We start from the raw sequence: 24,687 nt of genomic DNA, 5'->3' as shown, positions 1-24,687 counted from the left end.
CGTGACGTACCAGCCCTGCGCGGTAAGAATGCGCAGGCCACGCATCTGACAAACCAATGGCCTTTGCCTTGTGGCTTGCATTTGACAGCGATCTGTCGCCTGATCCGGATCATATTTCTTCGGGAAGGACAGCACATTGATCGATCAAACGACGCTGATGACCTATACCGCCATCGTTCTGGGGTTTGTCTTTATCCCCGGGCCTGCCACGCTTCTGACCATCGCCCGCGCCACCAGTTCAGGCACAAGGGCGGGGCTTGCCACCGGAGCAGGCATTGCAGCCGGAGATTTGATCCACACGTTCATGGCCGTGGTCGGTATTTCGGCCATAATCGCCACCTCTGCCCTGCTTTTCAGTGTCATAAAATTCCTTGGGGCGGGGTATCTGGTCTATCTCGGGCTGCGGGCCATATTTCAGAAATCGCACCCCGATCCCGGCGCTGGCCATCTGGCGATCACGCCCGTGAAAGCGTTTCGGCAGGCAATACTGGCTGAAGTGCTGAATCCGAAAACAGCGCTCTTTTTTCTGGCCTTCCTGCCGCAATTCGTGCACCCCGAGAACGGCATGGTCCTGCTGCAACTTTCGATACTGGGTCTAGTCTTTGTTCTGATGGGGCTGCTCAGCACCGTGGTGTTTGCTTTCGGTGCCGGTGGTCTTGGGCGTTTCCTGCGACGCAACCCGACCGTTCTGAGGTGGCAGGGCAAAGTCGTTGGCAGTATCTATTGCGCGCTTGGGGTTCGCCTGGCGCTGCAAGAGCGTTGACGAGATCGCGACCTAAAGCGTTTCCAGTTCACATTGAATCGCTTGTTTCAACAAAAACTGGAAACGCTCTAAGCCAGAAAGCGCAATATTTCATGACCTGTCTGCTGCGCATGGGTGATCGGTAGCATATGGCCCGCCCCCATGATCACAGCGCGGCTTGCATGTGGCAGGCGTTGATGCAGCCCGTCACAGATCACGCTGACGATTTCGAGCGTGGCGCTGCCGTCGATCAGCAAGACCGGCATCGACACGCGCGATAATCTTTCAGGTGCAAGGATCTGCCCGGCGTCGTGAAAAAGCGCAGGCTCGCCCGCGCCGACAAACGGCATCTGCGCAGCCATGAGTTTCTGCTGATCATCGGGCAGCGCGTCGAAGGGCAACCCCGTGCTCCAGAGCCCGGTAAAGGCGCGGGCGGCTGCCATGTGATCGGCGGCGATCATCGCAGCCTCGAAATCTGCGGATTCGATCGCGTGGTCGCGCGCCACATCCGGCCGGTCGGCCAGTGCAACGGCAATAAGAACAGGTTCGATCAGGGTCAGCGTGCGCACCAGTTCGGGCCGCTCAACCGCCAGCCTGAGCGCCACGGTCGCGCCGAAGGAATGGCCGATCACATCCGTCGGCCCCTCCAGAAACGCCGCCGCGATGTCAGCGGTCACGCCCTGGATTTCACCGCGGTCATCCCAGGCGGCGCTGCGGCCATGCCCGGGCATGTCAAAAGCGGTCATGTCGAGCGCGCCCGACAGGTGCCCTGCCAGCGGCCCCCACGCTGCCGAAGAGGCCAGCGAGCAATGGATCATCAGCGCCGCACGCGGCCCCTGACCATAGCTTTTCCAGTAGGTTTCAAACCCCGCCTTGAGCGCCTTTGGCATTGCTTAGCAATCGCCTGCCAGATGCGCATCCAGATCGTCCAGCCGGTCCTGCCCCCAGAACATCTGCCCGCTATCGGCCACGTAGAACGGCGCACCGAAAACACCGGCATTCACCGCCTCTTCGAGATTGGCGGCATAGGTCTCGGCGCCGGTCAGCAAGCCACTATCGGCCAGCGTGGGATCGAACCCCGCCGCTGACAGACAATCGCGGATCACGCTGTCGTCGGCGATGTCCTTCTCTTCGACCCAGAGCGCGCGCAGCACCGCATGCGACAGCGCCCCCAGATCACCACCCCCGGCATTCTGCGCCGAGATGATCGCGTAGGACGAGGGCGCAGGATTGGGCGGCCAGAAGGCGGGTTTGACGTTGATCGGCATGCCCAACCGCTTTGCCTGCCGCGCCATGTCCTGGGCGCGGTATGCCTGCCGGTTCGGGTGCCTCTCGCCCAGTGGCACGCCGCCGGTGCGGGCAAAAAGCGACATGATGTCGAGCGGCTTATAGGTGATCGTCGCGCCGTGTTTTGCCGCGATTTCCTCCAGCCGGGTGCCCGCCAGATAGGCAGAGGGTGACAAGGTCGAGAAATAATAGTCGATATGCAGCATTTTTACCCCCTTCATGCGATGGCATAGCTTTGCCAGACCCTAAGCGCATGCTAAGCGGTGTCAACGTCACGATTCTGTCATCAAAGACCACCTTGGGGAAGCCAGACATGCCATCCAGACCAGAGCCGAAACTTATCTCGGGCAATGCCAACATGCCGCTTGCCAAGGCGATTGCACGGCGGATGTCGATGCATCGGGGCACCACGGTGGGCCTTTGTGATGCGCGGGTCGAACGGTTCAATGATGGTGAGATTTTCGTCGAGGTTTACGAGAATGTGCGCGGCGAGGATATGTTCATCATCCAGCCGACCTCGAACCCGGCTAATGACAACCTGATGGAGCTTCTGATCATGTCCGACGCGCTCCGGCGTTCCTCGGCGCAGCGCATCACGGCCGTCATCCCCTATTTCGGCTACGCGCGGCAGGATCGACGGTCACGCGCGCGCACGCCAATTTCGGCCAAGCTGGTGGCAAACATGATCGTCGAGGCGGGCATCGAGCGGGTTCTGACGATGGATCTGCATGCGGCGCAGATTCAGGGGTTCTTCGATATTCCAGTGGACAACCTTTATGCCTCGCCGGTCTTTGCCCTGGATATCAAGAAAATGTTCAAGGATTCGATGAGCGATATCATGATCGTCTCGCCCGATGTGGGGGGCGTGGCCCGCGCCCGCGAACTGGCCAAGCGGATCAACGCGCCGCTGAGCATCGTCGACAAGCGCCGTGAAAAGCCCGGCGAAGTGGCGGAAATGACCGTGATCGGCGACGTGAAGGGCAAGAAGTGCATCATCGTGGACGACATGGTGGATACGGCCGGAACGCTCTGCAAGGCGGCCGAGGTGCTGATGGACAATGGCGCGTCCGAGGTGCATTCCTACATCACGCATGGTGTCATGTCCGGGCCCGCAGTGGAGCGGGTGACGAAATCGGTGATGAAATCGCTGGTCCTGACCGATACGATCGCGCCGCGTGACACGATCGACGCCGCGCCCAATATCCGCATCGTGCCCACGGCACCGGTCTTTGCGCAGGCCATCCTCAACATCTGGAACGGCACGTCGGTCTCATCGCTTTTTGACACCGAAACGCTTGGCCCGATCTACGAGGGGCTCTACGCCGCCGAGTGATCGATTAGCGATCAAAGCTGCCACGCCGTCCGGATGCGTCGCCGCGCGCCCGTAACACCATGCCTGCCAGAGGTTCATCAGCGCCTTTTGCCAAACTCCTGTCAGCAGATGTCACGAACCCGCTGGCACCCTCCGCCGCTTCGTGGCAAAACCCGAACCACAGGGACAAACCGCGCGGGGGCACATCATGGACACGCAATTCGGCAAGGGCTGCCATCTGCATCTGATCGACGGCTCAGCCTTTATCTTTCGCGCCTACCACGCCCTGCCACCGCTGACGCGCAAATCCGACGGGCTGCCCATTGGCGCGGTCAGTGGCTTTTGCAACATGCTGCAGAAATACGTGCAGGATAATGCCGGCCCCGATGCGCCCACCCATGTGGCGGTGATCTTTGACAAGGGCAGCCACACGTTCCGCAATGATCTCTACCCCGAATACAAGGCCAATCGCGAGGCGATGCCCGAGGATTTGCGCCCGCAGATCCCGCTGACCCGCACCGCGACCGAGGCGTTCAACATCGCCTGCAAGGAAGTCGAAGGGTTCGAGGCCGACGACATCATCGCCACGCTTGCGGTTCAGGCCCGCGAGGCCGGGGGCCGCGTGACCATCATCAGCAGCGATAAGGACCTGATGCAGCTTGTCGGTGGCGGGGTCGAGATGCTGGATGCAATGAAGAATAAGCGCATCGACACCGAGGGCGTCGAGGAAAAATTCGGCGTCGGCCCCGACCGTGTGGTCGATGTGCAGGCGCTGGCGGGGGATTCCGTCGATAACGTCCCCGGCGCGCCGGGCATTGGCATCAAGACCGCGGCGCTGCTGATCAACGAATTCGGCGATCTGGAAACGCTGCTGGACCGCGCCGACGAGATCAAACAGCCCAAGCGCCGCGAGACCCTGATCGAAAAGCGCGCGCAGATCGAACTGTCGAAAAAGCTCGTTCAGCTCGACCTGAACACGCCGCTGGATTTCACCCTGGACGATCTGGAGGTCAGGGACCCCGAGCCCGACACGCTGCTGGGTTTCCTGGCCGAAATGGAGTTTCGCACGCTCAGCAAACGCATCGCCGACGCGCTTGGCGCGGAACCGCCGGTGATCGAAGATACCCCTGCCCCGTCCGAGGAAAGCGCCGCGCCCGAATGGCCCGCCATCGACCCCGACAAATACGAACGGGTCAGCGATATGACCGCGCTGCAAAAATGGATCGACCGGATCACCTATGTCGGCCATGTGGCGGTTGATACCGAAACCACCTCGCTCAATGAAATGCAGGCCGAGCTGGTGGGCATCTGCCTATCGGTCGATCCGGGTGAGGCCTGTTATATCCCGCTGATCCACAAGGAAGGCGAAGGCGGCAGCGACCTTTTCGCCACCGACACACTGGCCGAGGGGCAGTTGGACACCGATGAGGTTCTGAAGGCGCTGAAACCTGTTTTCGAGGATGATGCGATCCTGAAGATCGGTCAGAACATGAAATACGACGCCAAGATACTGGCCCGTTACGGCGTCAATATCGCGCCCATCGATGACACCATGCTGATGTCCTATGCGCTAAACGCGGGCGTCCATAATCACGGCATGGACACGCTGTCGGAACGCTATCTGAGCCATTCGCCGATCCCGATCAAATCGCTGCTGGGTACTGGCAAATCCGCCATCACCTTTGACCGCGTGCCGGTGGATGAGGCGGTGAAATACGCCGCCGAGGATGCCGATATCACACTGCGCCTCTGGCATATCTTCAAGCCGCAGTTGCACCGCGCCCATGTCACCACGGTCTATGAGACGCTGGAACGCCCGCTGGTGCCGGTTCTGGCGCAGATGGAGATGAACGGCATCAAGGTCGATCGCGAGGTGCTGAGCCGGATGTCCAACGCCTTTGCCCAGAAAATGGCCGGGCTGGAGGCGGAAATTCACGAGCTTGCCGGGCGCAGCTTCAACGTCGGATCACCCAAGCAACTGGGTGAAATCCTGTTCGACGAAATGGGCATCGAGGGCGGCAAGAAGGGCAAGACCGGTGCCTATGCCACCGGCGCGGATGTGCTCGAAGACCTGGCCACCGAGCATGAATTGCCCGCGCGAGTACTGGACTGGCGGCAGCTCAGCAAACTCAAATCCACCTACACGGATGCGTTGCAGGATCACATCGATCCCGATACCTCCCGCGTGCATACGTCCTATGTGCAGACCGGCGCCAGCACCGGGCGACTTGCCTCGACCGATCCGAACCTGCAGAACATTCCGGTACGCACCGAAGAGGGCCGCCGCATCCGCGAGGCGTTCATCGCCACCCCGGGCAACACATTGCTATCGCTGGACTATTCCCAGATCGAGCTGCGCATCCTGGCCCATGTGGCCGACATACCGGCGCTGAAACAGGCCTTTGCCGACGGGCTTGATATCCACGCCATGACCGCCAGCGAAATGTTCGACGTACCGCTGGACGAAATGACACCCGAGGTGCGCCGCCGCGCCAAGGCGATCAATTTCGGGGTGATCTACGGCATTTCGGGCTTTGGTCTGGCGCGCAACCTGCGTATCCCACGGTCCGAGGCGCAGGGCTTTATCGACCGGTATTTCGAACGTTTCCCCGGCATCCGCACCTATATGGATGACACGGTGAAATTCGCCAAGGAGCATGGCCATGTCCAGACCCTCTTTGGCCGCAAGATTCACACGCCCGAGATCAACGCCAAGGGCCCCCATGCCGGGTTCGCCAAACGTGCCGCGATCAACGCGCCGATCCAAGGCACCGCCGCCGATATTATCCGCCGGGCGATGATCCGGATGCCGGATGCCATCGCTGATCTGCCTTGCAAGATGCTGCTGCAGGTGCATGACGAATTGCTGTTCGAGGCCGATGAAAACGCGACGGATCAGGTGATCGACGCCGCCCGCACGGTCATGGAAAGCGCCGCCGCCCCTGCCGTGCATCTGGATGTGCCGCTGATCGTCGACGCCGGACAGGGCATGAACTGGGCCGAGGCGCACTGACCCCGTTTCAATAAGCTAATAAAGCTGCCAGTCGTCGTCATGCGCGACCTCACCGATCGCCATCCAGCGGGCGCGGGCGCGGGCGACGCGACTGTCGCCCCAGGTGCGGAATACCATGTCAAAACCGTCCGCGGTGATGTTCTCGGCCGAGATATCGGCGCGCGCGTTGGTGGCGCTGTCCATATCCCACATCGACAGGGCCACATGCACCATCGGGGGGGATCGGAACGGCTCGCGGAAGGTCAGGGCGTGGCGACGCTCGCGCGGGCCATTGCCCGTCCACATATCGCCACCGTCCTCATAGTCCGAGAACAGCACATCTTCGCCCTGGTCGACACCAATCGCCTGTTTGAGGAACTTTTTCATCAATCACACACAAAACACGTTGTCTTTGCTTCTACTATGACTTTTCGGCGAAATTGAGAAAGAAAAAAGAAAATCGCTCACCGGCGATCCCCCCTTGAAAACAGGCGCCACTACGGTTGCGACGCCGATGTTGACAAGTTGCTTTCCGCTGCGGCACTCTTTTCTTGGGAAAAAACGGAAATGCGCGAACTATCAATAAATGACTATCAATCGCTGACCTCGGCGATTTTTTCCGCCGCGGTGGACCCGCATAGATGGTCAGATGTGCTTGCCGCGATGTCCGCCCATGTGCCCAGTGCCTGCATCCAGATCTGGGCCCAGAACCTGCGCCGGGATGAACCGTTGATAGCCTGCACGCATGGGTATGATGCGCATTGGCTGGACCTTTTCGCGCGCCACTATCACACGATCTACCTCTGGGCACCCGCGCTGACCTCTGCCCCCGCCGGGGAGGTTCTGTATGCGCAGGAGATGTGTGCCGAAGAGGTGTTGCTGAAATCGGAATTCTATGCGGACTGGGTTCTGCCCCAGGGCGATCTGCGGGCGGGTGGCGGGGGTGTTCTTGCCCAGACCGGGGATGCGATCTGTTTATTCGGGGCGAACATACCCAACGCGATGCGGGATCGGGATGAAGATCGCTGGATCAACCTCGTGCGCCAGATGATGCCCGCCCTGAACCAAAGCTGGGCGATCAGTCAGATGCTTGCCAGCGGGGCATTGGAACGCGCGCTGCTGGCAGGTGCCGACAAAGGTGACCCGGCCTTGCTGGTGCTTGAGCAAACCGGGCGGATCACGTTCCGCAACAAGATGGCTGATGCGCTGATCCTGAACGGGCAGGACGTCCGGTGCGACATGCGCGATAAGTTCCATTTTTGCGAACCCGAAGCCGAAAATCGCCTGCAGGCCCTGCTGCGCAGCCTTAGGACCGGACCGCATGTTGGCGCGCATTTCGACCTGCCCGGGGGGAGGACCGTTAGACTGGCGCGCTTTGATCCCGACATTCTGGATGGCTGGGATCTTAGGCTGTTTTTGGGGATGCGGGTGCCCAGCCTTCTGGTGGTCATTTCAACGCCCGACCACGCAGAAGATGCAGGGCGTCTTTCTGACCAGCTTGGCCTGACGCGGGCCGAGGCGGAAATTGGCCTGGCCCTGGCACAAGGTGCGTCCCCGACGGAGATTGCCGAAAGCCGTAGCGTGTCTATTCACACGATCCGTAACCAGATCAAATCCGCGCTGTCCAAGACCGGATCAGCAAGCCGCACGCAACTGGTGGCTCAGATCGTCCGGATCATCAGATGACTTGCAGGAAGTCCGCGCCTCTTTTGCACAAAAATTGACCCGGTGGGAGTTTATGTCACCGGGCCAGAAAGTGCTGAAATCACATTGAGCGATACTGTCGGTGTCGCCAGCCAAAGAGCCCGGCCAAGACCGATATCAACATCAGGCCAGATGCCGGCAACGGCACCACATTCGGGGGCGGCGGGGGCGGAGGTGGGGGTGACAACAGGCGGAAATTGGTGACCATAGCCTCAATGGGCAAGGTTGTCGCCACTGGCCCATTCGTGGTCTGAACCGTGGCATTGACACTTGCGAAAACGATCAGCTTATCCAGATCGAACGAGCCGCCAGAGGCGCTAATCCGGATGACACCGGAGGACAGATTGTCGAAGAGTGATGAAATGCCAAGCCCCAGCGAGGTCGTGCCGAGGGGGTTTGTACTGGTGAAACTCGAGGTTGACGCATCCGGGGTCGGTGGCGGTGGTGGCGCGACGCGGCCCGTGAAATCCAGGGTGATCGTTTCGCCCTGATCCAGCCTGTTTGCGCCAAAAAAGATGTTGTATTGCTGTGCGCGGATTGGCGTGTCGATGGATATGATCGGGCAGCAGGGATTTGGCGTCGGCTGAATGCCGGAAAAACTATAATCACCAAGATAGGATTTCCCCGCCTCTATCGTAATCGCCTGCGCCGCCGTGACCGAGGCCACCAATACCGCTGCGGCCAATCGAAATTGTTTGAACATATTCTCCCCCGTTCCTAAATTAACTGGGATCGAGTTTAAGAGTTAACAAACGCCACGCATGACCCATTTGGACTATAATTCAGCCGAAATGCCGGTTTTTCAGCCAGTTCGATGTTGGATATGTGAAATCTCTCGCACGCGGCGCCATCGCTCGGAGCCTACCCCCAAGCGATGCAGTCCAGAGGAATTGCAGCACTAGGTCCGGCGCCGAGTTCGCAATCCAAACAACCCGGCCAGAAGCGAGACCAGCATCAGCCCGGATGCGGGCAGAGGCACGGCGGCAGGGCCTGTGCCACCCGATACATCGTCGGGGTAGACCGCATTTGACAGGAAACTGGATACAGAAGGCGTTGCTGTCAGACCATCAGAGGTTTCAAAAAAGATCGTTGCGGTGTTGGATGCGTCGATAAATCCTGCGGTCGCATTATTCTGTTGCGCAATCGCGTACCACCTGATGCTCACTGATCGGTTGACCACATTGAAGAAGCTTCCGGAAACAGAATAAATCCTGTTGTTGAAGCTTTGTGTGCTGGAAGCGCCGGTTCCAAAAATCTCAATGTCGCGCCCAAAACTCGTGTCGACGCCAGCCTGGAACGCCCAGGTATTTCCAGAAAGGTTCCAACTGGCATCCAGCGCCATATATGCGGTGAATGTACCACTGCCGTTCAAAGTGAAGAGTTCTCGTATTTCCGCGTCCGCAGCCGCCCCGCTGGCTGCGCCAGTACCAGTCCAGTTGGCACTTGTACGAACCTTAAGCTCACCTGTCAGTGTATTTGCAGATGCTGAACTTCTGCCCGTAGACGACCCCAGCGTCCCGCTGGCGGTTGCCAAAGATGAAACCGAACCGGACAAATCCCCGATGTTCGGAGCAATCGTAGAATTTACGAGGTCATTATCTGAGGCGTTAATCACGCTGAAGTTATCCGCAGGGTCATGCACGGCGGTGGCACTTGCACCACTGCGTGCGTAAAATGTTGCTGAGTGTGCGGTTGAGGCGCAAAAGGCCAACGCCACAATCAATGATACCGAAATACGCATTACATTCCCCAATTCTGACATCCGTTCAGCAGGAAATGATAAAGGTTAACAAAATCCGCGCATGACCCATTTGGACTAAAAAAGGGGCCGTGGACCCCTTTTCACAACCGTTTAGGTTGAAATCGTACTAGTTGGGTACGCGCTTTAGTCGGCAGTCAGGCCGATTTCACCACCCATAGCGACCATGTCGGCCAGCAGTTTGGCGGCATCGTCGACCGGGCCGGGCTCGTTCACGAAGGTTTCCTGCGCCTTGGAGAGTTTCTCTTTGGCCTCGGTCACCATCGCTTTGAACTCGTCCTGGGTCATGTCACCCTTGGGCACGGCACGTTCGGCCAAGACCGAGATGCCGCTGGGGCTGATCTCGGCGAAGCCGCCGGTTACGACATATTCCGCCTCGCCTTCGTTGCTGGTCACCTTCAGCACGCCGGGGCGCAGGGTGGTGATCAGCGGCGCGTGATCGGGCAGCGCCGTCATGTCGCCTTCGGCACCGGGGATCTGCACTTCCTTGGCATCAACCGAGGCCAGCAGACGCTCGGGCGAAACCAGATCGAATTGCACTGTGTCAGCCATCTGTCGGCCTCCGTTTTGGACGTGTGGTGGGGTGAAACCCCACCCTACATTCGGTCATAGATCTGCGTAGGGTGGGGTTTCACCCCACCGTCCGCTTAGGCTGCGTCGGCGGCCATTTTCTCGGCTTTGGCTTTCACCTCGTCGATGCCGCCCACCATGTAGAAGGCGCCTTCGGGCAAGTGATCGTATTCGCCGGCAACCACGGCCTTAAACGACGCGATGGTTTCTTCCAGCGGCACCTGAACGCCGTCGGACCCGGTGAACACCTTGGCCACGTCGAAGGGCTGGCTGAGGAAGCGCTGGATCTTCCGGGCGCGGGCCACGGTCAGCTTGTCCTCTTCGCTGAGTTCGTCCATGCCCAGAATGGCGATGATGTCCTGCAGCGACTTGTAGCGTTGCAGGATGCCCTGCACGTCACGGGCCACCTGATAGTGTTCCTCGCCCACAACCGCCGGGTCCATCAGACGCGAGGTTGAATCGAGCGGGTCCACCGCCGGGTAGATGCCCAGTTCCGAAATCGCACGCGACAGAACAGTGGTGGCGTCAAGGTGCGCGAACGAGGTCGCAGGCGCCGGGTCGGTAAGGTCGTCCGCAGGCACGTAAACCGCTTGCACCGAGGTGATCGAACCAGCCTTGGTCGAGGTGATGCGTTCCTGCATCGCGCCCATGTCGGTGGCCAGTGTCGGCTGATAGCCCACAGCGGAAGGGATCCGGCCCAGCAGGGCCGACACTTCGGAACCGGCCTGGGTGAAGCGGAAGATGTTGTCGACGAAGAACAGAACGTCGGTCCCGGACTGGTCGCGGAACTGCTCGGCCAGGGTCAGACCCGACAGGGCAACGCGCATCCGCGCTCCGGGAGGTTCGTTCATCTGACCGTAAACCAGGGCCACCTGGCTTTCTTCCAGGTTATCGGGGTTGATAACGTTGGATTCGATCATCTCGTGGTAAAGGTCGTTGCCTTCGCGGGTCCGTTCACCCACACCGGCGAAAACCGAGAAGCCCGAGTGCACTTTGGCGATGTTGTTGATCAGTTCCATGATCAGAACCGTCTTGCCCACGCCGGCACCACCAAAGAGGCCGATCTTGCCGCCCTTGGCGTAAGGCGCCAGCAGGTCAACCACCTTGATGCCGGTCACCAGCACTTCGGATTCGGTCGACTGTTCAGCGAATTCCGGCGCGTCCTGGTGGATCGCGCGGTATTCCTTGGCCTTGACCGGGCCTTTTTCGTCCACGGGCTCACCCACGACGTTCAGGATGCGGCCCAGAGTGGCGTTGCCCACAGGCATCTGGATCGGCAGGCCGCTGTCGGTCACTTCCTGACCGCGCACCAGACCTTCGGTCGCGTCCATGGCGATGGCACGAACGGTGTTTTCACCAAGGTGCTGCGCCACTTCCAGGATCAGGTTCTTGCCGTTGTTATCGGTCGTCAGCGAGTTCAAAATCTCGGGCAGGTGTTCGTCGAACTGAACGTCCACCACGGCGCCGATGACCTGGGTCACTTTGCCTTTTGCGTTTGCCATTTTTCGTCTCCGGTTCTTCTAGAGCGCTTCCGCGCCCGAAATGATTTCAATAAGCTCGTTGGTGATCACGGCCTGACGCGAACGGTTGAACTGGATCGTCAACTTGTCGATCATCTCGCCCGCGTTGCGTGTGGCGTTGTCCATCGCGGACATCCGTGCACCCTGTTCCGACGCGCCATTTTCCAGAAGCGCGCTGAAGATCGCCGTGGCGACACCGCGCGGCAGCAGATCCGACAGGATCGCCTGCTCATCGGGTTCGAAGTCGTAGAACGAACTGTCGTCGTCCCCTTCTTCGGTCTCGAACGTGGCGGGGATCACCTTTTGCATGGTCGGGATCTGGCTGACCACGTTCTCGAACTTCGAATAGAAGATCTTGGCAACGTCAAACTCACCCGCCTCGAACCGATCCAGAATGCCGGCGGCGATCGACTGCGCGTCGCCATAGCCCACATTCTTGACCTCGGTCAGATCGACATGGTGGATGAAGTGATCGCCCAGATCGCGTTTGATCGCGTCCCGGCCCTTCTTGCCCACGGTGATGATCTTCACGGTCTTGCCCGCGGCAAGCAGCTTTTGCGCCTCGGCCTTGGCCAGCTTGGCGATGTTGCCGTTGAAGCCGCCACAAAGGCCGCGTTCAGCGGTCATCACTACCAGCAGATGGGTCTGATCGCCACCCGTGCCGCTCAGCAGCTTGGGTGCGTTTTCAGATGAACCGACCGACGCTGCCAGCTTGGCCATCACGGCATTGAACCGTTCGGCATAGGGGCGCGACATCTCGGCTTTTTCCTGCGCGCGGCGAAGTTTCGCCGCGGCAACCATCTGCATGGCCTTGGTGATCTTGCGGGTCGATTTGACCGACTCGATCCTTGTTTTAAGGTCCTTTAGACTTGGCATAGGCCCTCGTCCTTTCCCTTAAGCGAAGTCGGCTGCGAATTCGTCCAGCGCGGCCCTGATCTGATCTTCGGCGTCGCCTTTGATCTTCGGATCGTCCTTGGTGATCATGTCCAGAAGCTTCTGATGCTTGCCGCGCAGATGCGCCAGCAGACCATCTTCGAAGCGACCAACCTGTTTCACGTCGATCTTGTCCAGATATCCGTTCACACCGGCATAGATCATGCAGACGATTTCTGCGTTGGTCAGAGGCGAATACTGCGGCTGTTTCATCAACTCGGTCAGACGGGCACCCCGCGCCAGCAACTGCTGGGTAGCGGCGTCAAGGTCCGAACCGAACTGCGCGAAGGCAGCCATCTCGCGGTACTGAGCCAGCGACAGTTTCACCGGACCGGCGACGGATTTCATCGCATTGGTCTGGGCCGACGAACCCACACGGGAAACGCTGAGACCGGTGTTCACCGCCGGGCGGATGCCCTGGTAGAACAGTTCGGTTTCAAGGAAGATTTGGCCGTCGGTGATTGAAATCACGTTGGTCGGAATAAAGGCCGACACGTCGCCGCCCTGGGTTTCAATGATCGGCAGCGCGGTCAGCGATCCACCACCATTGTCCTCGTTCAGCTTAGCCGAACGCTCCAGCAGGCGGGAGTGGAGATAGAAAACGTCACCCGGATAGGCTTCACGACCGGGCGGACGACGCAGCAGCAGCGACATCTGACGATAGGACACAGCCTGTTTCGACAGGTCATCATAGACGATCAGCGCGTGGCGGCCATTGTCGCGGAAATGCTCGGCAATCGCGGTGGCCGAATAGGGCGCCAGGAACTGCATCGGCGCGGGGTCCGACGCGGTCGCGGCCACAACGATCGAATATTCCATCGACCCGGCCTCTTCCAGCTTCTTCACCAGCTGCGCCACGGTCGACCGCTTCTGACCGACGGCAACGTAGACACAGTAAAGCTTCTTCGACTCGTCGTCGCCAGCAGCTTCGTTATAGGATTTCTGGTTCAGCATGGTGTCCAGCGCCACGGCGGTCTTGCCGGTCTGGCGGTCACCAATGATCAGCTCGCGCTGGCCCCGGCCAATCGGGATCATCGCGTCAACCGATTTGAGGCCGGTCGCCATCGGTTCATGTACCGATTTACGCGGGATGATGCCCGGTGCCTTAACGTCGGCCAGGCCGCGTTTCTTGGTCTTGATCGGGCCCTTGCCATCCAGCGGGTTGCCCAGAGCGTCCACAACACGACCCAGCAGTTCGTCCCCGATTGGAACGTCCACGATCGACTTGGTACGCTTGACGGTGTCGCCTTCTTTAATGTCGCGGTCGGAACCGAAGATAACAACACCAACGTTGTCGCTTTCAAGGTTCAGCGCCATGCCCATGATCGAGCCGGGGAATTCCACCAGCTCACCGGCCTGAACATTGTCCAGCCCGTGTACACGCGCGATACCGTCACCAACCGACAGCACACGGCCTACTTCGGTCACTTTGGCCTCTTCGCCGAAGTTCTTGATCTGGTCCTTCAGGATCGCAGAAATTTCTGCTGCTTGGATACCCATTTATCCGACCTCTTTCATTGCATTCTGGAGGGAATTCAGGCGCGAGCGGATCGACGTGTCGATCATTTTCGAACCCACCTTAACGACAAGACCGCCGATGAGGCTTTCATCAACGGTCGCATTGATTATTATGTCTTTGCCCATGCGGGCCTTCAGCGTTTTCGCCAGCTTGTCGGACTGCGCCTTGGTCAGGGCCTTGGCGCTGGTCACGTCCGCGGTCATCTCGCCCTTGTCCTCGGCGATCATCGCACGAAGTTGGGCGACAAGCTGTGGCAGCACAAAGAGGCGGCGCTTTTCAGCCATCAGGCCAAGCCCGCTCTGCAGCGCTTTCTCAAGGCCCATCTTCTTACCGATCTCGGCAATCGCGGCCCCTTGGGCGCTGCGTGAAATCACCGGGCTCGAAATCATCTCGCGCAGGTCTGCGCTGTCATCGATGGCCTGGGCAAGATCTGTAACATTGGCGTCGAGCTTCTTGAGGGATTTGCCCTCTTTCGAAATCTCGAAAATAGCAGTGGCATAGCGCGCGGCAATGCCGGAAGAAATCGAAGCTGGTTCGGACACGTCCACCCTTCCGATAATTTGGCCCCGGTTGCTGGGTGGCGCGTGGTCCACCTCCGGGGGCGTTTCCTGACGATGATTTTCTCACAAAACACCGAAATTCGGCGTGGGTGTAACAGAGCCGTGCGCACCTCGCAAGCCGCTTAGATTAACCCATTGAAATGCGAAATTTGTTTGTTTTCATATACTTGCCAGACATGCGACCGTTTGTGTCATTTTAGATGTCTCATTTATGGGCCTGAATCTCACATTTTCCGCGATTCCTTGGCGTGATCACCGTCACATTTCGTGAGGTGCCGTTTCCGCTAACAGGCAATTACCAGCCATCAGACCCCGCAATCCGGCCCATTTCCTGCCTACGCTCGCGGTACCAAAAGATCAGCGACAACTCCGGTCGCGGCGCTGATTTCTCCGGCGGCGCTTAAACGGTCTTTAGGGAATTGCACCGATAACCATGCTGAAATCGAACCACGCGGAAGAAAAAGATGAAAACCTCCCAGGCCCTCGCAAACGATCTTCCTGAAAGCACTTATGACGTGGTCAGAAAGCCCGTACATGCCTTCTTGCAGCGTCAGGAGTTCAAGCCCGCGCTGGAAATCCTGCTGAAAGTTCAGGACTTCTTTCCGAACGATGCAAGGCTGCTGGATGATATGGCGATCTGCTACTGGCGGCTTGGGGATCAGGAAACGTCAATTCAGCTGATCAGGCAAATCGTCGAGATCTCGCCGACCGATCCGTCAGGCTGGGGTAGGCTTGGCGCGATGACCCTGTCTGTGGGCGACACGCAGAGCGCCGAACAGGCCTTTAGCCAGCTTTTGAAACTGACGCCGCGATCCGTCTCTGCCCTTGCCGCGTTGAATCTGATCAAGGTTTTCGACCGCAAAAGCCACCGGGCAAGAACGCTCCGCAATCTGGCCGAGTCCAAGGGATTGAACCCGACCGACAAGGCAACCGCCCTCAACGCCCTTGGCCGCATTGAAGATGCCGCTGGCAATCACCGGATCGCCTTTCGCTTCTTTGCACGAAGCAAACAGCTTGTTGACGGCGCCTATGATGCCGAAATGTTTGACCAACGCGTGGCCGATCAGAAGCACCTGTTCAAAGGCGGGAATGACGCGCTGACCCCAGTGGCATCCGACGCCCCCCGCTTTGCTTTTATCGTCGGCCTGCCGCGCTCGGGGACAACATTGGTTGAGCGCATTTTGTGCCGCCACACAAATGTGCACTCCATTGGCGAAAGCCAGGTCCTTCCAACCGTTCTGACAGCTTGCCGGGAACAGGTTGCCAAGGAACACGGGCTGACTGGACGATGGGATTGGGTGGCCAAGCTGACCGCACAACAGATTGACGAGTGCCGGACACTTCACACCAAGTTGAGTTTGCAAGGGTTCACGCAAACCCCGGCGCCTGTCATCGTCGACAAACTGCCGCTGAATTGTTTCGAGATCGGGTTTGCCAAAACCATCCTGCCCGATGCGAAATTCATTTTCATGTCGCGGCACCCGCTGGATGTTGGCCTGTCCAACTTCATGACCAATTTCGATGCCACGCATGCGTTCTCAAAACGACTCGACACCATCGGCCATCTGACCCGGGCGGTCTATGCCTCGCTTGAGGATTATGAAGGCAAGATCGGCGCAGCATTGCGCAGGCAATCCTACAGCGCACTGGTCACCGATACCGAAGCGCAAATTCGCGGCCTTCTCGATCACGTCGGCCTTCCCTGGGACCCGGTCTGCCTGTCGCCGGAACAGGGGGACGAAATTGTCAGAACCGCCTCGGTCATGCAGGTCCGTGCGCCAATCAACACCGCGGCACTGGCGAAATGGAAACGATACGAGACCGAGCTTGCGCCGCTGGTTGACGCTTTGGGAGGATGGAACTGGATCGAAAACTGGCAGGCCGCTGACGCCGCTTGCGCTAAGGCGGCCAAGTGATCGCATGTTCCGAGGGACGCGTTGTTCGCGCCCAGAGGTTCAGCGGATCGCAGGCATAATGCTTGATCCCTAGAGGGTGATCAGACCCAGCAGGCCTTTCAAATCCGCCCCCATAAAAAAGGCCCCACAGATCACTCTGCGGGGCCAAATTGTGTGCCTTGGACCGATCAGTGACCGAGGATCTGGCTTAGGAACAGCTTGGTCCGGTCGCTCTTCGGATTGTTGAAGAACTCCTCGGGTTCGTTCTGCTCAACGATCTGGCCCTGGTCCATGAAGATCACGCGGTTAGCGACCTGACGGGCAAAGCCCATCTCGTGGGTCACGCAGAGCATGGTCATGCCTTCCTCGGCCAGTTCGATCATTGTATCCAGAACCTCCTTGATCATCTCCGGGTCAAGCGCCGAGGTGGGTTCGTCAAACAGCATAATCCGCGGCTTCATGCAGAGCGAGCGGGCAATCGCCACGCGCTGCTGCTGCCCGCCCGAAAGCTGGCCGGGATACTTGTCGGCCTGTTCCGGAATCTTGACCTTTTCCAGGAAATGCATCGCTGTTTCCTCGGCCTCTTTCTTGGGCGTCTTGCGCACCCAGATCGGGGCCAGCGTGCAGTTTTCAAGGATCGTCAGATGCGGGAACAGGTTGAAGTGCTGAAAGCACATGCCAACCTCGGACCGGATCTTGTCGATGTTCTTGAGGTCGTTGGACAAGACCGTGCCGTCGACCTCGATCTTACCCTGCTGATGCTCCTCCAGCGCGTTGATGCACCGGATCAGCGTGGACTTGCCCGAACCCGAAGGCCCGCAGATCACGATCCGTTCACCCTGATAGACGGTCAGGTTGATGTCACGCAGCACGTGGAACGCGCCATACCACTTGTTCATGTTCTGAATGGTGATTGCGACTTCGTCGGACACTTTCATTTGAGCGTTCTCAGCCATTTCCAGGCCTCCTTATCGATGATCGGTCGCAAGACGGCGTTCCAGCCATTGCGAGTATTGAGAGATGCCGTAGCAGACGACGAAGAACAGAAGCGCGGCAAAGCCGAGAAGCTCCCAGTAGACGCCATTCCATTCGGTCGATGCCAGGATAGGCCCGCGGATCATGCCCACGAGGTCGAACATCGAAATGACCGAAACCAGCGTGGTGTCCTTGAAAAGCCCCACCGCCACGTTCACGATCCCCGGGATGGAAATCTTGAGCGCCTGTGGCAGGATAATCAGCTGCATCGCCTGCGGATAGTCGAGACCGAGCGAGTCCGCCCCTTCATACTGCCCCTTTGGCAGGGCAGCGAGGCCACCCCGGATCACCTCAGCGATGTAGGCCGAGGAGAACATGGTGATCATGATCACCACGCGCAGGAACAGGTCCACCGTGCTTTCGGGTGGGAAGAAATACGACAGCATCACCGAGGCCACGAAGAGCAGCGTAATCAGCGGCACGCCGCGGATGAACTCGATGAAGATCACGCAAACCCACTTGATCAGCGGCATGTCGGATTGACGGCCCAGGGCCAATGCAATCCCGATCGGAAGCGACAACGACACGCAGGTAACACCCAGCATCATGTTGAGCATGAAGCCCCCCAGATCACGGCTGGGCACCGCCCTCAGCATGGCATTCTCCGACGCGTTTTCCGGGATGATCATTCCGGCAACGATCCAGATGACGAAAGCTGCAAGGATAGCACCGAAAAAGCCAGCCGCGAAGCTTGACTTGACGAACCGCTGATAGACCAGAGCGCCGCCCAGGATACCCAGCAAGGCCACGATCGGAACAAGGGCACTGCCGCCCCAGATCAGCCAATAGGCAAGGAAAGGATAAAGCCCGGTGAAGATCAGCAGTTTGCGGGGCAGATCAAAGAACAGCACCGGTGCCGCGGCAATAAACAGCAGCAGGAAAGCCAGGTTTGGACGCCAGTATTCCTCGACCGGGTATTTGAACCCATAGAGCAACTGGTTCCATCGCTCGGTCAGCACCGAGAAACAGGCACCGGTCTTGCCCTGCAGGATCTCCCGGCATTCAGCCAGGCTGGTTGTTGTCCAGAGGCCACCGAAGATCCACGGCAAGGTCGATGCGAGGATCAGGTAGATCACATAGAGCGCGGCAATGGTCAGGACACTGTTGGCCGGCGTTGCGAACAGGTTTTCGCGCAGCCATTTGACAACGCCCCTTTCTGTCGCGGGGGGTGGCGATTCTGGTATTGTGGTTTCGCGAACGAACGCGACAGATTCAGCATGTGTATCAGACATGGCTCAGCGCTCCTTCAGCTTGATGGACGAGTTGTAGACGTTCATGAACGCTGAAATCAGCAGTGAGATCGTCAGATAGAACAGCATCAGGAGCAATACGCATTCAATCGCGCGCCCGGTCTGGTTCAACGTGATCCCGCCCAGCGTTGCGGTGATGTCGGCATAGCCCACGGCAATCGCCAGCGACGAGTTCTTGGTAATGTTGAGATATTGCGAAATCAGCGGCGGGATGATCACCCGCAGCGCCTGCGGCAAGATCACCAGGTTCATCACGCGTCCGGGACGCAGACCAAGGGCCGACGCCGCTTCGGTCTGACCTTTGGAAACCGCCTGAATACCCGCGCGGACGTTTTCCGCGATGAAGGCACCGGTATAGATCGACAGGGCGAACCATAGGGCGATCAGCGGGCCGCCGATCTTGATGCCGCCCTGAAAATTGAACCCCTTGAGCTCGGGGAAATCCAGACCAATCGGCTTGCCCAGGATGACGAACACCAAAAGCGTCGGCAGCAGCAGCATGGCGATGCTTGGCCAGAGCACGGGCAACAGACGACCAGTCGCATAGAGCAGGTTCGTGGTGTAGCGCCGGTAGGCGAACACGCCGACAATCGACGCGATGAAGGTCGCGACCACAACCATCGAGCCCGGTCCCCAGATCGGCGCCGGTATATAGATGCCGCGGTTGGTAAAGGCAAAAGAGCCCAGAACCATCGACGAGGTTGCATCGTCCCCGCGAAAGGCGCGTGGCCCCGGCAGAACGGCCGTCATGATGGTGAAGATTATGATGATCCATATCAGGACCGGAATGTTGCGGAAAATCTCGACATAGACGGCCATCAGCTTGCGCACGAGCCAGTTGTTCGACAGACGCAGCACACCCGCGATCACCCCGAATATTGTGGCCGTGATACAGGCCAGAACCGCAACCAGAAGCGTGTTGAGTACGCCGACAATAGCTGCCCGCGCGTGCGAGGATTGGCTGTCATATTCGATCAGGCGCTGGCTGATGTCGTAATTCGCCGTATCACCCAAAAAATCAAACGAGATGTTGAGGCCCGCGGCGCGCAGGTTCTGGATCAGATTGTTCCCCAGATACCAGATCGAGAGGGCCAGAACCAAGGCCGCAATGGCCTGAAAAGTCAGTGAACGGTAACGGGTATCGTAAATAAGTTGCGATAACCGAAACGACTCCTTCGGAGGGTCGGTAATAGTTGTCATAAAGACGTATCCCTGATTGCCCCTGAGCGACTATCCGGCGGGGTATGCCCCGCTCGTCGCAAACTCAGGTGTTGTTCGTTGGATAGGAAAAGGGCGCGGTCGATGCCGCGCCCTTGCCCTTTTGGTTCTTAGCGGAAAGGCGGTGAATAGATCAGGCCGCCTTCGGTCCACTGAGCGTTCAGGCCACGGGCCAGACCGATCGAGGTGCTTTCACCGATGTTCTGCTCAAAGAGCTCACCATAGTTGCCACCCGCCATGATGGCGTTCTTGGCCCAGTCAGCCGACAGTCCCAGCATCTCGCCCAGGTTACCTTCGGTACCCAGCAGGCGGTTGATTTCCGGGTTGCTGCCGGGTGCCGCGCTCATTTCAGCGATGTTGGTCGATGTCACACCCAGCTCCTCGGCTGTGATCAGCGCGTTCAGGGTCCAGCGAACCACGTCACCCCATTCGTTGTCGCCGTGGCGCACAAGCGGGCCCAGCGGCTCTTTCGAAATGATCTCGGGCAGCAGAACATGGTCGCCCGGGTTTTCAAACGTGGCGCGTGTTGCAGCTAGACCTGATGCGTCGGTGGTGTATGTGTCACACGCACCGGCAAGGTACTGTTGCTGACCTTCAGCGTTGGTTTCAATCGGAACCGGCTCGTAGCTGATGTTGTTGGCGCGGAAGAAGTCCGCGAGGTTCAGCTCGGTGGTTGTACCGGTCTGGATGCAGACGGTCGCGCCGTCCAGTTCCTTGGCCGAGCTTACGCCCAGTTCCTTGGGAACCATGAAGCCCTGACCATCATAGTAGTTCACGCCAACAAAAGTGAACTTGAGGTCCACGTCGCGCGAGAAGGTCCATGTGGTGTTACGGGCCAGCATGTCGATCTCACCCGATGCAAGCGCGGTGAAACGGGTTTTGCCGGTGGTCGGCACGAATTCGACGGCGGTTGCGTCACCCAGAACAGCAGCGGCGACCGCGCGGCATACGCCAACATCAAAGCCTTCCCACTTACCATTTGCGTCCGGTGCGGCAAAGCCGACCAGGCCGGTGGTCACGCCACAGTTCAGCTTGCCGCGCGCTTTAACGTCGTCCAGCGTACCGGCAGCCGCAGCGCCAGCCGCAAGGCCAGCAACAGTCAGCGCACCAAAAAATACGGATTTTTTCATTTTTACCTCTTCCTGATTGTCCGCCCTTTGGGGCGGTTCGTACGGCCACAAAGGGGCCGGGGCGATACTGTAACAGGGGCATTCACCCCTCAGTGCCCGCGAGTTTGTGTAGAATCATCACAAAACGTCAAGACCTGGATCACGAAAAACCATGGCAATTCAGTATAGTTTACCCTGGGGAAGCGATCCCGGAGGACATCAGTGAGGCGAGCACGAAAGATTATAGAACGTTTTTGCGTGTAAAAAGTCCGATTCTTTCCTGGCCGCCATTTCCTGCGCCTCTTCATCTTCGCCCCATTGCTCTTCCTGCCAGAGCTCATCAATGCGCGATAACCGCCAAAGCGCCTCTGGCGGGTGCAGGTTGTGAAGTGCCGCGAAGCCGATAACCAGTGACCCTGAAAGGCTGACCAGATCATGAAAAGCCGTTAGCGCAAACGGATCAAGCGCATGCACCTGATCGGCCAGCGTCCGCAACGCACCTGTATCCTGTGGCGAGTGAATGACGCCCTGTACCGGCAGCAAGCGCGCGCCCAACGTGGTGTCGGCCCAGTCCAGCAGCGGGTCCCACCCCTCGGCCTGGCGCGTGACCAGTTCCTGCGGGCCGTCGGCCCGGTAACAGGTCAGGTCGGCATCACCATAGGCAGCCAGCATATCGGCGACTTCGGCGTGTTGGTGGGTCACTTTGTCGATGGCCGCATTGGCCGAGCGGGTGAAAGGCATATCAGCGGGGTTGATCTGCCCCTCGGCGGCATTCCATTCGGCGGCGATCTGGTTCGCCAAAGGCTGCGTCGGCACGATCAGTGTCGTCTTGGCCGGGGTCTTGACCGGACGACCATCCAGCTCGACCGCAAATCCCTGCTCTGTCCGGCGCACGGCAGCGGCATCCCAAAAGCGTTTGAGTTTCCAGTTGCTCATGCGCTGCCCTCCCACAATTCATCCAGGGCGCCCGGCACGGCGTCAAAGCCATCCACCAGCATATCTGCGCCCGCGGCCCGCAGATCGGAGGCATCATGATAGCCCCAGGTCACGCCCAAGGTGCGCACCTCGGCGGCGCGCCCCATTTCAATGTCAAATGTGGTGTCCCCGATCATGACCGTGCTGGCTGCGGCGGCACCGGTTTCCTGAAGGCAGCTCAGCACCATCGACGGGTGCGGCTTGGACGGATGATGATCGGCGGTCTGGCGGGTGGTGAAAAACCGGTCGAGGTCATGCGCCGCACAGGCATGATCCAGCCCGCGTCGGGCCTTGCCCGTGGCCACACCCAACGCCACCCCGGGCCGCGCAGCCAATGTCTCAAGCACGGCCTTAGCACCGGGATAAAGCGGCGCGCTCGCCTCGCCACCGGTTTCCGCACGTTGCGCGATGAAGCACGCTTTATAGGCCTCGGCCACCTGCGCGATCAGATCTTCGGCTTGGTCCGGGATCAGGCGCGCCACAGCTTCGTAAAGTGACAGACCGACAATCGACAGGATCCTGGCGCGGGGCGGGGCCGGCAGGCTGAAGGCGGTAAAAGCGCCCTCCATCGCCCGCACGATGAAATCCTGACTGTCCATCAAGGTGCCGTCCATATCGAAAACGGCCAGCCTGAGCGCACTCATTCCCAATCCTCGAACGGGTCATCCGGTGCCTCGCCCGGTATCCATTGGAACGTGTCCCAGGTGTGGGCCATGTGTTTGGGCAACGGCGCGGTCAGGTGCAGGATGGCACGGGTAACAGGGTGTTCGATGTGCAACGACCGCGCATGCAGGTGCAGTTTGCGACTGATATCGCCACCCAGTTGCGCGCCCCAGCCATCGCCAAGGTTTTCCTGACCCGAACCGCCATATTTGCCGTCGCCGATGATCGGATGACCGATCTCGGCCATATGGGCGCGCAGCTGGTGGGTACGCCCGGTGATCGGGGTCAATGCCATCCAGGCGGTGCGGCTGCCAGCAGGTTCCAGCACGGTGTAGTCGGTCGTGGCGTGTTTTGCACCCGGCGTGGCGTCAATGTCACGCGGATGCAGGCAGAGCATCTTTTCGCCCTCCCCCTTCGCGCCGTGACCCGGTGCCTTGACCAGGCCGTAACGGATCGTGCCCTGCCGCGGGATCGGCACCCCGGCGACAACCGCCCAATAAATCTTGCGCGTGGCGCGGTGGCGGAAAGCGGCGGTCAGAGCCTTGGCCGCAAGACGGGTGCGCGCCAGCACAAGAACGCCCGAGGTATCCTTGTCCAGCCGGTGCACAAGACGAGGTTTCTCCTCAAGGCCAAACCGCAACGCCTCTGATAACCCGTCGACATGGCGCGCCTGTTTCGATCCACCCTGCACCGGCAGGCCGGGTGGTTTGTTGAGGGCAATCACATGGTCATCGCGGTAGATCACACAGGACCGGATCAGCGTCGCGTCAGCGTCCGAGACGCGGCTGCCGTAATCTGGTTTGGGGGCATTCGGATCGGGCAACGGCGGGATACGCACCTGCTGCCCGGATGCGAGGCGTGTCGCGGGCTTGACCCTGCCACCATCGACCCGCAACTCTCCCTTGCGGCACATCTTCTCGATCCGGCCCTGCCCCAGATGGGGGAACTGGCGCCGCAGCCAGCGATCAAGCCGCTGATCGGCATCCTCGGCTGCAATCGTAAGGGTCTGAACTCGGCTCATGCCCAGACCATCCGTGCAATGAATACACCCAGCACCAACGCCGCAATCGAAACGGCGACTGACAGCAGGATGTAAAGCGCCGCCGCCGTGAACTGACCACGTTCAAACAGCGTGAAAGCTTCCAGCGAAAAGGCGGAAAAGGTGGTGAATCCACCAAGGATACCGGTCATTACAAAAAGGTTCAGATGCTCTGCCCCGCGCTGGAAAGAATAAACCACGAAAAGCCCCATCAGGAACGAGCCCAGCACATTTACCGTCAGGATCGCCAGTGGAAAGCCCGAACCGGCCAAGCGCAACATCACAACCCCCGTGCCAAACCGCAGGGAGGCCCCGATCGCGCCACCAAGGGCCACGGACAGAAAGCTCATCAACATGGTCGCGTCTGTCGCGCGCCCCATGGGTTTTGTCAAGCTGGCGGGCTGTTATCAGATTGAGTGCGCATGCGCGCACGCATCATATCTCGTCATCCGCCTCCGGCGTCTTCCTCGGACCACACCCCGCCAACGTGAAAGAATAACTACAACCTTGCGGCGCGGGGGGCTGGGGGACGTCCCCCAGGGGCTGCGTGCCCTGAGCGCAAAACTGAAATGTGTGAGCACCCGCGAACGCCGCAAGGGAACAGC

The 24,687-nt window shown here is 59.4% G+C and carries 23 protein-coding genes; 5 read left to right on the top strand and 18 right to left on the bottom strand.

Annotation, left to right across the window (positions count from 1 at the left end):
• The first annotated feature begins 136 nt into the window (after positions 1 to 136).
• A complete protein-coding gene (locus tag Q1B27_RS12645) occupies positions 137 to 763 on the top strand; it encodes a LysE family translocator (RefSeq protein ID WP_299848071.1) in 627 nt (208 codons plus the stop codon).
• Positions 764 to 831: 68 nt separating this feature from the next.
• Here the strand turns inward: Q1B27_RS12645 and Q1B27_RS12640 are convergent, their stop codons facing one another.
• Positions 832 to 1,632 carry an alpha/beta hydrolase gene (locus tag Q1B27_RS12640; protein WP_299848068.1) on the bottom strand — a complete coding sequence of 267 codons (801 nt, stop codon included), beginning with the start codon at positions 1,630 to 1,632 and terminating at the stop codon, positions 832 to 834.
• Between the two features lie 3 nt (positions 1,633 to 1,635).
• Entirely contained in the window at positions 1,636 to 2,235 is a 600-nt protein-coding gene (locus tag Q1B27_RS12635) for a 2-hydroxychromene-2-carboxylate isomerase (RefSeq protein WP_299848066.1), read from the bottom strand.
• 107 nt (positions 2,236 to 2,342) lie between these two features.
• Here Q1B27_RS12635 and Q1B27_RS12630 point away from each other — a divergent pair, with 107 nt between their 5' ends.
• Together Q1B27_RS12630 and polA are read left to right on the top strand one after the other, a co-directional pair.
• Positions 2,343 to 3,362, top strand: coding sequence for a ribose-phosphate pyrophosphokinase (locus Q1B27_RS12630; RefSeq protein ID WP_299848064.1), 1,020 nt, complete (start codon positions 2,343 to 2,345; stop codon positions 3,360 to 3,362).
• A gap of 187 nt (positions 3,363 to 3,549) precedes the next feature.
• The gene (polA, locus tag Q1B27_RS12625; protein ID WP_299848063.1) at positions 3,550 to 6,354 is read left to right on the top strand and encodes a DNA polymerase I; all 2,805 of its coding nucleotides are present in this window, start codon (positions 3,550 to 3,552) and stop codon (positions 6,352 to 6,354) included.
• A gap of 15 nt (positions 6,355 to 6,369) precedes the next feature.
• On the opposite strand, the gene Q1B27_RS12620 is transcribed toward polA, so the two are convergent.
• A complete protein-coding gene (locus Q1B27_RS12620; RefSeq protein ID WP_299848061.1) occupies positions 6,370 to 6,720 on the bottom strand; it encodes an H-type lectin domain-containing protein in 351 nt (116 codons plus the stop codon).
• A 180-nt stretch (positions 6,721 to 6,900) separates the two neighbouring features.
• Between Q1B27_RS12620 and Q1B27_RS12615 the strand changes: the two genes are divergently transcribed.
• Positions 6,901 to 8,019: a helix-turn-helix transcriptional regulator gene (locus Q1B27_RS12615; RefSeq protein WP_299848059.1), complete on the top strand. Its 1,119-nt coding sequence runs from the start codon at positions 6,901 to 6,903 to the stop codon at positions 8,017 to 8,019.
• A gap of 79 nt (positions 8,020 to 8,098) precedes the next feature.
• Here the strand turns inward: Q1B27_RS12615 and Q1B27_RS12610 are convergent, their stop codons facing one another.
• From Q1B27_RS12610 to Q1B27_RS12580, 7 genes are all read right to left on the bottom strand, one after another.
• Positions 8,099 to 8,740 (bottom strand): hypothetical protein, encoded by a 642-nt coding sequence (locus Q1B27_RS12610; protein WP_299848058.1) that lies wholly within the window; start codon positions 8,738 to 8,740, stop codon positions 8,099 to 8,101.
• Between the two features lie 195 nt (positions 8,741 to 8,935).
• On the bottom strand, positions 8,936 to 9,778 hold the full coding sequence (locus tag Q1B27_RS12605) for a VPLPA-CTERM sorting domain-containing protein (RefSeq protein ID WP_299848055.1): 843 nt from the start codon (positions 9,776 to 9,778) through the stop codon (positions 8,936 to 8,938).
• Positions 9,779 to 9,922: 144 nt separating this feature from the next.
• Positions 9,923 to 10,348, bottom strand: coding sequence for a F0F1 ATP synthase subunit epsilon (locus Q1B27_RS12600; protein ID WP_299848051.1), 426 nt, complete (start codon positions 10,346 to 10,348; stop codon positions 9,923 to 9,925).
• A gap of 95 nt (positions 10,349 to 10,443) precedes the next feature.
• Positions 10,444 to 11,868: a F0F1 ATP synthase subunit beta gene (gene atpD, locus Q1B27_RS12595; RefSeq protein ID WP_299848048.1), complete on the bottom strand. Its 1,425-nt coding sequence runs from the start codon at positions 11,866 to 11,868 to the stop codon at positions 10,444 to 10,446.
• 18 nt (positions 11,869 to 11,886) lie between these two features.
• Positions 11,887 to 12,762, bottom strand: coding sequence for a F0F1 ATP synthase subunit gamma (locus tag Q1B27_RS12590; protein WP_299848045.1), 876 nt, complete (start codon positions 12,760 to 12,762; stop codon positions 11,887 to 11,889).
• A gap of 18 nt (positions 12,763 to 12,780) precedes the next feature.
• Positions 12,781 to 14,319: a F0F1 ATP synthase subunit alpha gene (gene atpA / locus Q1B27_RS12585; protein ID WP_299848043.1), complete on the bottom strand. Its 1,539-nt coding sequence runs from the start codon at positions 14,317 to 14,319 to the stop codon at positions 12,781 to 12,783.
• Positions 14,320 to 14,886, bottom strand: coding sequence for a F0F1 ATP synthase subunit delta (locus Q1B27_RS12580; RefSeq protein ID WP_299848329.1), 567 nt, complete (start codon positions 14,884 to 14,886; stop codon positions 14,320 to 14,322). It abuts the gene before it with no gap.
• Between the two features lie 476 nt (positions 14,887 to 15,362).
• Here Q1B27_RS12580 and Q1B27_RS12575 point away from each other — a divergent pair, with 476 nt between their 5' ends.
• Positions 15,363 to 16,814 carry a sulfotransferase family protein gene (locus tag Q1B27_RS12575; protein WP_299848042.1) on the top strand — a complete coding sequence of 484 codons (1,452 nt, stop codon included), beginning with the start codon at positions 15,363 to 15,365 and terminating at the stop codon, positions 16,812 to 16,814.
• Positions 16,815 to 16,981: 167 nt separating this feature from the next.
• On the opposite strand, the gene Q1B27_RS12570 is transcribed toward Q1B27_RS12575, so the two are convergent.
• From Q1B27_RS12570 to crcB, 8 genes are all read right to left on the bottom strand, one after another.
• On the bottom strand, positions 16,982 to 17,749 hold the full coding sequence (locus Q1B27_RS12570) for an amino acid ABC transporter ATP-binding protein (protein WP_299848040.1): 768 nt from the start codon (positions 17,747 to 17,749) through the stop codon (positions 16,982 to 16,984).
• 12 nt (positions 17,750 to 17,761) lie between these two features.
• Positions 17,762 to 19,060, bottom strand: coding sequence for an amino acid ABC transporter permease (locus Q1B27_RS12565; protein ID WP_299848039.1), 1,299 nt, complete (start codon positions 19,058 to 19,060; stop codon positions 17,762 to 17,764).
• A gap of 3 nt (positions 19,061 to 19,063) precedes the next feature.
• Positions 19,064 to 20,278 (bottom strand): ABC transporter permease subunit, encoded by a 1,215-nt coding sequence (locus Q1B27_RS12560; protein WP_299848037.1) that lies wholly within the window; start codon positions 20,276 to 20,278, stop codon positions 19,064 to 19,066.
• Positions 20,279 to 20,406: 128 nt separating this feature from the next.
• Entirely contained in the window at positions 20,407 to 21,426 is a 1,020-nt protein-coding gene (locus Q1B27_RS12555; RefSeq protein WP_299848036.1) for an amino acid ABC transporter substrate-binding protein, read from the bottom strand.
• Positions 21,427 to 21,624: 198 nt separating this feature from the next.
• Complete coding sequence (locus tag Q1B27_RS12550; RefSeq protein ID WP_299848035.1) at positions 21,625 to 22,341, bottom strand: ATP12 family chaperone protein; 717 nt, start codon at positions 22,339 to 22,341, stop codon at positions 21,625 to 21,627.
• Positions 22,338 to 23,024 carry an HAD-IA family hydrolase gene (locus Q1B27_RS12545; protein WP_299848034.1) on the bottom strand — a complete coding sequence of 229 codons (687 nt, stop codon included), beginning with the start codon at positions 23,022 to 23,024 and terminating at the stop codon, positions 22,338 to 22,340. The genes Q1B27_RS12550 and Q1B27_RS12545 overlap by 4 nt, the downstream gene beginning before the upstream one ends.
• Positions 23,021 to 24,064: an RluA family pseudouridine synthase gene (locus Q1B27_RS12540; RefSeq protein ID WP_299848032.1), complete on the bottom strand. Its 1,044-nt coding sequence runs from the start codon at positions 24,062 to 24,064 to the stop codon at positions 23,021 to 23,023. The genes Q1B27_RS12545 and Q1B27_RS12540 overlap by 4 nt, the downstream gene beginning before the upstream one ends.
• Positions 24,061 to 24,438 carry a fluoride efflux transporter CrcB gene (gene crcB, locus Q1B27_RS12535; RefSeq protein WP_299848328.1) on the bottom strand — a complete coding sequence of 126 codons (378 nt, stop codon included), beginning with the start codon at positions 24,436 to 24,438 and terminating at the stop codon, positions 24,061 to 24,063. The genes Q1B27_RS12540 and crcB overlap by 4 nt, the downstream gene beginning before the upstream one ends.
• Positions 24,439 to 24,687: the final 249 nt, after the last annotated feature.

Origin of the sequence: uncultured Roseovarius sp. (genome assembly GCF_947489715.1) — a bacterium.
Lineage (GTDB): Bacteria > Pseudomonadota > Alphaproteobacteria > Rhodobacterales > Rhodobacteraceae > Roseovarius.
This window is presented reverse-complemented; position numbering and strand designations above follow the sequence as displayed.